We start from the raw sequence: 9,571 nt of genomic DNA, 5'->3' as shown, positions 1-9,571 counted from the left end.
AGCCAGTAAGGCCCAAGCCGTGCGGGCCATTTTGTTGGCAAGAGCCACCGTCACAAGCCGGGCCGGCTTTCTTTCCAGAAGCGCTCGCATCCATCTGTAATCTCCGGTCAGACTGATATGCTGTTGATTTGCGCTGAGAACTGATGGAGTGGATGCCCCCTCCCGACGGCATCGCAATATGCCATAGTGATGTTTGCAGCAACGTCACTCAGAGGAGAGAGCATCCATGAAGGAAGTTAGCATTGTCGGCCTTGATCTTGCAAAGCGTGTATTTCAAGTCCATGCGGTCAGTGCCGATGGCGGTTTTGTTCTCCGCAAGAAATTATCTCGCGTCCATGTAATGGCTTTCTTTCAGAGGCTTCCGAGTTGCACCGTTGCGATGGAAGCATGTGCCACCGCCCATTATTGGGCTCGTGAAATTGGCAAGCTCGGCCATGAAGTTCGGCTGTTGCCGCCTGCTTATGTGAAGCCGTTCGTAAAACGACAAAAGAATGATGCGGCGGACGCTGAAGCTATTGTAGAGGTGGCGTCGCCTTAAGCGAATTTGAGACGCGGTACTATCTTTTCCTGAGTTTCACGCGCCGATGGATAACGCGATTTCTCGCCATGTAGAGATGGCGTGATCGCGAAGTTGGCGGTGGTCTGCGGCGGTCAAGTCTTTGCGATGAAGAAGGAAGAGATTGGCGATCTGGCCGTGAGTTGAGACAAAACGCTGACTGTCAATCGGCATCGAAACGGGGCTCTGACTCGAATTTGATGATTTTGAGGATTCAAGTGGCGTTGTTTTCGATGGAGAATCAACAGCCACGGGCATCCCAGCCGCCCGCTACGCTGCACCTTGCGACAGCGTATGGATTGATCTTTCCAAGGGCCTCGGCTGTCCGATTGGCGCAGTATTGGCGGGCTCGGCGGCGTTCATCGACGATGCGCTGATCTGGAAACACAGGCTGGGCGGCGCGATGCGACAATCCGGAATCCTCGCCGCTGCGGGTCTCTACGCGCTGGACCACAATGTTGAGCGGCTGGCGGAGGACCATCAGAACGTTAACCGCCTCGCAAATTTGCTGAAGGAGGTGCCCGGCCTAGAGCTTCAACCCCGGCGCGATTTCACCAACATTCTCTTTCTGGACCTGGTCGGGACGGGCATCGTTGCGCCGCTTCTTGCCGAAGCGCTTCTCCGCGAGGGCATTCGCGTGAATGTTGAGGGGCAGGACAGGATCCGCCTTGTCACCCATCTGGACGTCTCGACCGAAGACGTTGAGGTCGCTGGACGGGCGATTGTCAACGCGCTCGCCCAGCTGCGGACCGCTTAGCGCGGCGGCTGGGACCGGCGAATGAAGCGGAAGAGGATGGGTGCGCCGAGGATGACCACCAAGATGCGCGCTAGGTGATGCACGACGACAAAGCTTAGATCTGCGCCGGAAACGAGCGCGAGTATCGACATCTCTGCCTGACCGCCGGGCATGAAGGCTAGAAAGCCCTCAACCGGCGGCGCAAGGCCCGTTAGCGTCACCAACTCCGTAACAGCCCCGGCGAGTACCGCAAGGATAAGCACGAATGCCGTTCCCCCAGCAACCGTGTTGCGTAGCTCGCGCAGAGTGACGCCGACGTAACTGACTCCGATTCCCATACCGATAAGGAACTGTGCGAACAGAAGCGCCTCTCGGGGTGGGCGCAGATGCAAGATGCCCCCCAGTGAGAGAACAGCTGAAACGAGTAGCGGCCCCAAGATCGCTGCACCGAACAGGCCAATCCGCTCTCCCCCCTTCCAGCCAGCGATCGCCGCAGCCGCCATAATCAGCATCTCCGAGACCGGTAGGTCAGAAGCCGGCGGACCAACCGGATGTATAAGGGCCACGCCGTAGATGTTAACGAGGATTACGGGAGCGACGACCATAATGACCATCAACCGCGTGACATGGACAAGCGAGACCTGCCGGACATTCGCTCCCGCCTCTTGGCCGAATATCGTCATATCAGCTGCCCCACCCGGCATCGCGGCATAGAAGGCGGTTACAGGATCGAAGCCGCAAACCCTCTGGAAGAAGGGCACGCCGATCAACCCGATCGCTACGATGTAGACAGGTACGAGCGACAATGAGGCAAGCATGGAAGGGAGTTCCCCTACGAGAGCCGGCGTGACGGAAGCGCCGATCGCTACGCCCAACACGGAACGCGCTGCAATTGACACCTGTCCCAACCCCGCAAGTGGTACACCGCATAGTGCTACTACCAGTGACGCGGCCATGGGTCCGAAAAGGAACGGCAAGGGCAATTGCAGGAGCAGGAATATCCCAACACCTGCGAGGGCGATTAGAACCGTAATGCCACGGCGGAAGAGTAGGGTGCGCACAGAGCCTCTGCCGTCAGAGCGCCACGGCGGCTGAATGGGTCACCGTCGGCGGAGCAGCAAAGTAAGGCGAAGCCAACGCCCGCCATTTCTGGAAACCTTCCGAAGCGCGAAACGTGACCGTATGATCCTCAACGCTGCGCCATTTCACGAGCAGCCGGTAAATCTCCGGCGTCTCAACGACCCGGTGCAAGGCAAGATCGAGACAACCCTCGGCCGCCAGGAAATGCGGCCGGGCGGCCGCCACGGCGGCCTCGAAGCCCGCCGCGTCCGTCACTTTGATCTCCGCTACTTCGATGACGTATGACATCGGGTTCTCCGTCATTTCGGCGCGTGGCCGTGTTCGGCGTCGATCGTGCGGCTTTCGCCCGTGGCGACCATAGTGCGGGTCGCGTCGATCGTCGCATAGGTCCAGAAGATGCGCATCGGCTTGTCGGAGGCATTGATGAAGCGGTGCGGTACGTTGGCGGGAATCCAGGTCGTGTCGTTGGTGGAGAGATGGTGCTGCACGCCATCGATCTCGGCGATGGCCTCGCCCTCGATCACCATGACGCTTTCCTCGCAATTGTGGAAATGCACGCCGATGGCCGCGCCCGGATCGAAGGCGGTGATGCCGTTGATCATGCTGGTGGAACCGCATTTGCGCGTGACGAGCGGCGTGGTGCGCGCGCCGCCGCCGCGATCGTTGGTCTTCAGTTCATGCGGGCGCAGGATGGCAGGTTCAGACATGGGAAACCTCACTTGGCAGGACCGATCCAGACGGTCTTGATGTTGACGAATTCGCGGATACCGTAAACACCGAGTTCGCGCCCGTAGCCGGACCGCTTGATGCCACCGAACGGGTAGCGCGGGTCAGAGGCGGTCATGCCGTTGATGAAGACCGCGCCGGCCTCGATGCGCGTGGCAAGCCAGCGGCCGCGCGCGATATCGCCCGTCCAGAGCGCCGCGCCGAGGCCGTATTCGCTGTCATTGGCCATGGCGACGGCTTCGTCGGCGTCTTTCGCCCGGATGATGGCAGCGACCGGGCCGAAGGTTTCTTCGCGGAAGGCCGTCATGCCAGGCTTCACATGGTCGAGCACGGTTGGCGGATAGTAGAAGCCGCCACCATCGATCGGCACGCCGCCGAGCTTCAGCTCCGCTCCTTCCGCCACGGAGCGGCGCACCTGATCGTGCAGCGCGGCGCGCAGGTTCTCGCGCGCCATCGGGCCGATCTTCGTGTCCCGCTCCATGGGATCACCGATCTTCAGCGCCGCCGCCTTCGCCACGAAGAGTTCCGTAAAGCGGTCCGCCGCAGCGTCCTCGACTATGAAGCGCTTTGCATTGACGCAGGACTGGCCGACATTGATGTAACGCGCCTTGACGGCGGTCTCGGCCGCCGCCTCGAGGTCGGCATCGGCGAGCACGATGAAGGGGTCGGAGCCGCCAAGTTCCAGAACCTGCTTCTTGAGCGCCTTGCCGGCCTGCGAGGCGACGATGGCGCCAACTTCCGTCGAACCGGTCAGCGTGACCGCGGCGATCCGCTCGTCGGCGATGATCGAGGCAACCTTGGAGTTGTCGATGAGGAGCGTCGCCGTCAGCCCCGTCGGCGCGCCGGCCGCCTCCATGACCTCCTGCACCGCGAGCGCGCATTCCGGGACATTGTTAGCGTGCTTCAGGATTGCACCGTTGCCGGCGGCGAGCGCCGGGGCGGCGAAGCGGAAATACTGCCAGAACGGATAATTCCACGGCATGATCGCCAGCACCACGCCAAGCGGCTCGAAGGCGACGACGCTCTTGCTGGCATTGGAGGGGACCTCCTCATCGGCGAGGTAACGCGGCGCGTGCTCGGCGTAGAAATCGCAGTTGTAGGCGCATTTCTCGATTTCGGCCTCGGCCTCCGCGAGAGGCTTGCCCATCTCCCGCACGATCATCTCGGCGTAGCGGGCCTTGCCGGCGCGCAACGCCGTCGCCATGCGGGTCAGCAACGCGACCCTTTCTCCAACCGGCACCTCACGCCAGGCGCGCTGCGCGGCCGCCGCCGCCGTCAGCGCCTCATCTACGGCTGCATCGTCCTGCAAATCGAAGGTCTTGATGGGTGCATTCGTGGCAGGGTTTATCGAGGTGATCGTCGTCATGAGGAAACCTTTTCGGAAAGAAGTCGCTTCCAGCCCGGCAGGAAGGCTGCGCTGGCCGATGTCGCGACGGAAGGGACATATTCGAAGCCGATGGCACCGACGTAGCCATGGTCCCGCAAGGCCGTAAGGATGCGGTCGAAGGCGAGCGCGCCGGTTCCCGGCTCGTGGCGGCCCGGGTGGTCGGCAATATGGACATGGCCGATGCGGCGGGCATTCTGCGCCGCCCACCGCGCCGGATCCTCGGCGAGGACGGTGGCATGGTAGGTGTCGAACAGCAGGTCGAAACGGCCGTGGAACTGATCGTGCAATTGCGCGGCCAGAGCGAGGCTGCCCATATGGTAGCCGGGGATGGTGATTGCCTCGACGAGGACACGCACGCCGCTGCCCTCCACCCGGCTCAATGCCCAGGAAAGGTTGAGCCGATAGGTCTCCGCCGCATCCAGAACGCCGCCCTTCGGCACGCCGGCCATCGGATGGACAAAGGGGCAGCCGATAGCCACGGCATAGTCAAGCGCGCGGTCGAAGCCGGCGCGGAACTCGGTCTCTCGGCCGGTGAGCGCCGCAAGGCCCTTCTCTCCCTTGCCCGCATCCCCCATGCCCGACGTGACCTGCGAGAAGGTGAGGCCGAGATCGGCGAGAAGTGCCCGCATCTCCTTCGCCGGCAATGCCCACGGCTCGGGATGCTCGATCGCCGTGAAACCGTCGCGCGCGGCCGCCGCCGGCCGCTCGGCCAGCGGCAGGTCGGTGTAGAGATAGCCGATATGGGCGGAGAGGCGGTTCATCAGACGGCCTCGAACGGGTCCGCGCTGCCTGCAGGAAAGGCGATGCCGGCGCCCTCGCCCTCCGCGGTGAGGTCTGCGACGACATTGCCTGTCACGGGGATGCCCGTGCGCCGGCGCTCGTCCTCGCGGCGCTGCTCCGGCTCGCCCGGCATCATGATCTCGTCGACGCCCGCCGCGCGCGGCAACCCCTTGATGCGCTCGTAGAACTCATCCATCCGCGCACCGAAATCGTCCAGCGAAAGGAAGAGGTCGGGCTTGATGGCGAAGAACAGGTGGCCAACATTCTGCGGCTCGGAATGGTCGAAATAGAGGCTTTTCACGTCGCCGCCGAAATTCGCGCCGGTCAGCACACCGGACATCAGGTCCATCAGCGTCGCCAGAACCGAACCCTTCACGCCGCCGAAGGGAAGGCAAACGCCCTCGAAGGCCTTAGCGGCATCCGTGGTGGGGTTGCCGTCTACGTCGAGTGCGAGGCCCTCGGCGATGGGGTCGCCCTTCATCGCGGCAAGCCGGATCTTGCCGCGCGCGATGACCGTCATCGCCATGTCCATGACATAGGGCGGGTGCTTGCCGCCCGGGATACCGGCGGCAATGGGGCTTGCGCCGAGGAAGGTAGTGCGTCCGCCCCACATCGGAATGGCGGGCGAGGAATTGGTGAAGATCATCGAGATGAAACCGCGCTCGATAGCGCGAAGCGCATAGCATGCCCCCATGCCGAAATGCGTGGAGCGGTGGACGCCGGCGAGACCGATGCCCATTTCGCCGGCAATGTCGCAGGCGGCGTTCATGGCAATATTGGAGGCGACGAAGCCCATGCCGTTGTCGCCATCGACCGCGGCGACTGCTCCGGCCACCTTCGTTACCTTCACGTCGGGACGCGGATTGACGAGGCCGCGCTTCAGCCGCTCCAGGTACATCGGGATGCGGCTGACGCCGTGGCTGTCGACGCCACGCAGGTTGGCCTTGACGAGGTCGCCCGCGATCAGCGCCGCATCAGCCTCGCTCATGCCGACGGACAGGAACATGGCGGTGGCGTATCGGGTCAGATCGTCGGCTCGGAAGTATTGCGTTTCGGCCATGAGAGGCTCCGTGAAGGTTAGGTTCCCTCGCCCGACGATTTAGACGCGGCCGGGCGAGGTTCAGGAGGAACGGGCTGTTAGACGCCAGCAGTCTCGTCCGGCATGGCAATCTTCCGCGTGCGCCGCCAATGGAGCATCGCCGGGACGACGATGATCAGCACCGAGATAGCGACAAGCACTGCGGAGAGCGGCGTGGAGACGAAGACCATCGGGTCCCCCTGCCCCACGGCGAGCGCCCGACGCATCTGCACCTCCGCCATCGGACCGAGGATGAGGCCGATCAGCACTGGCGCGATCGGGAAATCGTAGACGCGCATCGTATAGCCCAGCAGGCCGACGCCGAACATCATGGCGAGATCCACCCAAGAATTCGCGACGCCCCAGATACCGACCAGCGAGAAGATCAAGATACCGGCATAGAGGTAGGGACGCGGGATGAAGAGCAGCCGCACCCACAGCCCTGCCAGCGGCAGGTTAAGGATCAGCAGCATGAGGTTGCCGACATAGAGCGAGGCTATGAGGCCCCAGACCAGATCGGCGGAGTTGATGAACAGGAGCGGTCCCGGCTGCAGCCCGTAGTTCTGGAAGGCCGCGAGCAGGATAGCCGCGGTTGCCGAGGTCGGCAGGCCGAGCGTCAGGAGTGGCACCAAGACCCCAGCGGCGGCGGCATTGTTGGCGGCCTCGGGACCGGCCACGCCTTCGATGGCGCCGTGTCCGAACTCTTCAGGATGCTTGGTCAGCTTGCGCTCGACCGTATAGGACAGGAAAGTGGGGATCTCCGCGCCGCCGGCCGGCAGCGCGCCGATAGGAAAGCCGAACCCCGCACCCCGCAGCCAGGGTTTCCACGAGCGTTTCCAATCTTCTTTCGTCATCCAGATGCCGCCGGCGAGCGGATTGAGATTGGGTTTTTGCAGGCCGAAGCGGCTGGCGACATAGAGTGTTTCGCCGATGGCGAAGAGAGAGACGAGCACGACCGTCATCTCGACGCCGTCCATGAGGTCGGGAATGCCGAAAGTCAGTCTTTGCAGACCGGTCTGCTTGTCGATCCCCACCACGCCCATCGAAAGGCCGATGAAAAGCGCGATGAAACCGCGCACCTTGGAGGTTCCCATCACCACGGAGACGGACAGGAACGCGAGCAGCATCAGGGCGAAATAGTCCTGTGGCTTGAAGATGAAGGCTAGCTCTGCGATGGGCGGGGCAAGGAAGGTGATGCCGAGCGTGCCGATGGTGCCAGCGACGAACGAACCGATCGCAGCGGTGCAGAGTGCCGCAGCACCCCTGCCCTGCCGGGCCATCTTGTTGCCCTCGAGCGCCGTCATCATCGCGCCGCTCTCGCCGGGCGTGTTGAGCAGGATCGAAGTGGTAGAGCCGCCATACATGGCGCCATAGAAAATGCCGGCGAACATGATGAAGGCCGCCGTCGGCTCGATATAGACGGTGACGGGCAGGAGCAGCGCGATGGTCAGCGCCGGGCCGATGCCCGGCAGGACGCCGATGGCGGTTCCGAGAAATGTGCCGACGAAGGCCCACATCAGGTTCTGCGGCTGGAGAGCAACGGAAAAACCGTTCATCAATCCGGTGATCGCGTCCATTCTACACCCCCATCATCGGAAGAAGACCGCCGAGCTGGACGCCCAGCTTGCGGAAAAGCCACCAGCACAGCAGCGAGAAACCGAGACCAAGGACGATATCCAGGTGCCAGCGGCGTGACTTGAAGGCGGCCGCGATCAGCACGAAACAGCCGGTACAGGTGACGACGAAGCCAAGCGGCTTCATCGTCAGCATCGGCAGCGCGCAGGCGAGCGTGGCAAGGCCGAGCGCCATGTAGTTGACCTTGTGGTCCTCGTTCACGTCCTCGGCGCCCTGCTCCTCGAACGGAACGCCCCGGTAGATTTGCAGCGCCAGCATCAGTCCCAATAGGACCAGGCCGAATCCGACAGCCGAGGGCATGAAGCCCGGGCCGACGTGGGCGTATTGGTCAAACTGGGGCAGTTCTGCGGCCTTCCAGAAAACGATGGCACCCCAGCCAACCGTTCCCGCCGCCAGCCAATAGGGGCGTTCCGTCATGTCAGACATCCTTTCGAAGCGCGCGGCGGCTTACTTGACGAGGCCGGCGTCCTTGAGGATCGTGCCGATGCGGGTCTTTTCGTCATTCAGGAAGGAAACGAAATCATCGCCGGCGAGGTAGGCGTCTTCCCAGCCCTGCTTGGCGAGGATTTCCTTCCAGGTCGCGCTTTCATGCATCTTGGCGAAGCGGTCGAGCCACATCTTGCGACCTTCCTCCGACATGTCCGGCGCACCGACGATTCCGCGCCAGTTGCCGACGACCACGTTGAGGCCAGCTTCCTTCAGGCTGGGAGCATCGACGCCTTCCACACGGCCCTCGGATGTGACAGCGATGATGCGGATGCGGCCCGCATCGGCCATCGGCTTGAACTCCGAAATGCCCGACACTGCGACCGTCACCGAACCACCTCCGAGAGCGGTTACGACCTCTGCGCCGCCGTCATAGGGAATGTAGTTCAGCTTGGCCGGGTCCAGTCCGCTTTCCTTGGCGATCAGGGCCATGACGATGTGATCCACGCCACCGGCCGAACCGCCGCCGATCGACACCGCACCGAGGTTCTCCTTCATCGCCTTAACGAGATCGTCCACGGTCTTGATCGGAGAATCGGTCGCTACCGCGATGACGCCCGTGTCGTTGGTAAGGCGCACCAGCGGCGTGACGTCATCCAGGGTTACCGGCGACGAGTTCAGCAGGATACCGCCGACCATGATAACGCCCATCGACATGACGGCGTTGTCGTTGCCACGATTGGCGCCGACGAAATCCGCAAGACCGATCGTGCCACCCGCGCCGCCCTTGTTCGTGAAGGTCGCGCCGTCGGTGAAGATGCCTTCCTTCGACATCGCCTCGAACGGCTGCCGCGCCATGGCATCATAACCGCCACCGGCGCTTCCCGGCGCCATGACGACAGCGGGGTCCGCGAATGCCGGCGCTGCGGCCGAAAGCGAGAGCGCGAATGCCGCGGCGAAAACTGCTCGTATCATAGATTCCTCCCGTTGAGTGCGGGCTGAGAGCCCCTGTGCCGCAAAGCGCGGCATCCCAGACAACCGCCTCCTTGCTGTTGTCTTATAGATACACTTACGACAATGTTGTCCTTTGTGCAACCCCTCCGTCCGGGGACGCGCGAAATGAGACCGGATGGCCACAAACAAAAAGCCCCCTGCCGGAGGCAGAGG

At 62.9% G+C, this 9,571-nt stretch carries 10 protein-coding genes and 2 pseudogenes; 2 read left to right on the top strand and 10 right to left on the bottom strand.

The genetic code is table 11. The features are described 5' to 3' along the window. Positions 1 to 226: 226 nt before the first annotated feature. A pseudogene (locus J2046_RS29105) lies at positions 227 to 529 on the top strand (IS110 family transposase); the annotation flags it as partial. A gap of 45 nt (positions 530 to 574) precedes the next feature. Here the strand turns inward: J2046_RS29105 and J2046_RS29100 are convergent. Next, positions 575 to 715 (bottom strand): annotated as a pseudogene (locus tag J2046_RS29100) (IS6 family transposase); the annotation flags it as partial. A 97-nt stretch (positions 716 to 812) separates the two neighbouring features. Here J2046_RS29100 and J2046_RS29095 point away from each other — a divergent pair. Further along, the gene (locus J2046_RS29095; protein ID WP_210057777.1) at positions 813 to 1,313 is read left to right on the top strand and encodes a threonine aldolase family protein; all 501 of its coding nucleotides are present in this window, start codon (positions 813 to 815) and stop codon (positions 1,311 to 1,313) included. Here J2046_RS29095 and J2046_RS29090 read toward each other — a convergent pair. The 9 genes from J2046_RS29090 to J2046_RS29050 all read right to left on the bottom strand — a co-directional run bounded on the left by J2046_RS29090 (position 1,310) and on the right by J2046_RS29050 (position 9,379). Next, complete coding sequence (locus J2046_RS29090; protein ID WP_210057768.1) at positions 1,310 to 2,353, bottom strand: AbrB family transcriptional regulator; 1,044 nt, start codon at positions 2,351 to 2,353, stop codon at positions 1,310 to 1,312. The genes J2046_RS29095 and J2046_RS29090 overlap by 4 nt on opposite strands. Positions 2,354 to 2,366: 13 nt before the next feature. Continuing rightward, positions 2,367 to 2,660: a putative quinol monooxygenase gene (locus J2046_RS29085; RefSeq protein WP_210057766.1), complete on the bottom strand. Its 294-nt coding sequence runs from the start codon at positions 2,658 to 2,660 to the stop codon at positions 2,367 to 2,369. Positions 2,661 to 2,671: 11 nt separating this feature from the next. Further along, positions 2,672 to 3,079 carry a cupin domain-containing protein gene (locus J2046_RS29080; protein WP_210057765.1) on the bottom strand — a complete coding sequence of 136 codons (408 nt, stop codon included), beginning with the start codon at positions 3,077 to 3,079 and terminating at the stop codon, positions 2,672 to 2,674. A gap of 8 nt (positions 3,080 to 3,087) precedes the next feature. Next, complete coding sequence (locus tag J2046_RS29075) at positions 3,088 to 4,464, bottom strand: NAD-dependent succinate-semialdehyde dehydrogenase (protein ID WP_210057763.1); 1,377 nt, start codon at positions 4,462 to 4,464, stop codon at positions 3,088 to 3,090. Beyond that, positions 4,461 to 5,246 (bottom strand): hydroxypyruvate isomerase family protein, encoded by a 786-nt coding sequence (locus J2046_RS29070; protein WP_210057761.1) that lies wholly within the window; start codon positions 5,244 to 5,246, stop codon positions 4,461 to 4,463. The genes J2046_RS29075 and J2046_RS29070 overlap by 4 nt, the downstream gene beginning before the upstream one ends. After that, positions 5,246 to 6,325 (bottom strand): Ldh family oxidoreductase, encoded by a 1,080-nt coding sequence (locus J2046_RS29065; protein ID WP_210057759.1) that lies wholly within the window; start codon positions 6,323 to 6,325, stop codon positions 5,246 to 5,248. Before J2046_RS29065 ends, J2046_RS29070 begins: the two co-directional genes overlap by 1 nt. Positions 6,326 to 6,402: 77 nt before the next feature. Further along, the gene (locus J2046_RS29060) at positions 6,403 to 7,920 is read right to left on the bottom strand and encodes a tripartite tricarboxylate transporter permease (RefSeq protein ID WP_210057757.1); all 1,518 of its coding nucleotides are present in this window, start codon (positions 7,918 to 7,920) and stop codon (positions 6,403 to 6,405) included. 1 nt (position 7,921) lies between these two features. After that, complete coding sequence (locus J2046_RS29055) at positions 7,922 to 8,395, bottom strand: tripartite tricarboxylate transporter TctB family protein (RefSeq protein ID WP_210057755.1); 474 nt, start codon at positions 8,393 to 8,395, stop codon at positions 7,922 to 7,924. Positions 8,396 to 8,425: 30 nt separating this feature from the next. After that, positions 8,426 to 9,379 (bottom strand): Bug family tripartite tricarboxylate transporter substrate binding protein, encoded by a 954-nt coding sequence (locus tag J2046_RS29050; RefSeq protein ID WP_210057753.1) that lies wholly within the window; start codon positions 9,377 to 9,379, stop codon positions 8,426 to 8,428. Positions 9,380 to 9,571: the final 192 nt, after the last annotated feature.

Source organism: Neorhizobium petrolearium (assembly GCF_017873175.1).
GTDB classification, from domain to species: Bacteria; Pseudomonadota; Alphaproteobacteria; order Rhizobiales; family Rhizobiaceae; genus Neorhizobium; species Neorhizobium petrolearium.
Note: the sequence above shows the minus strand (reverse complement) of the source record. Positions and strands in the feature narration are given on the sequence as shown.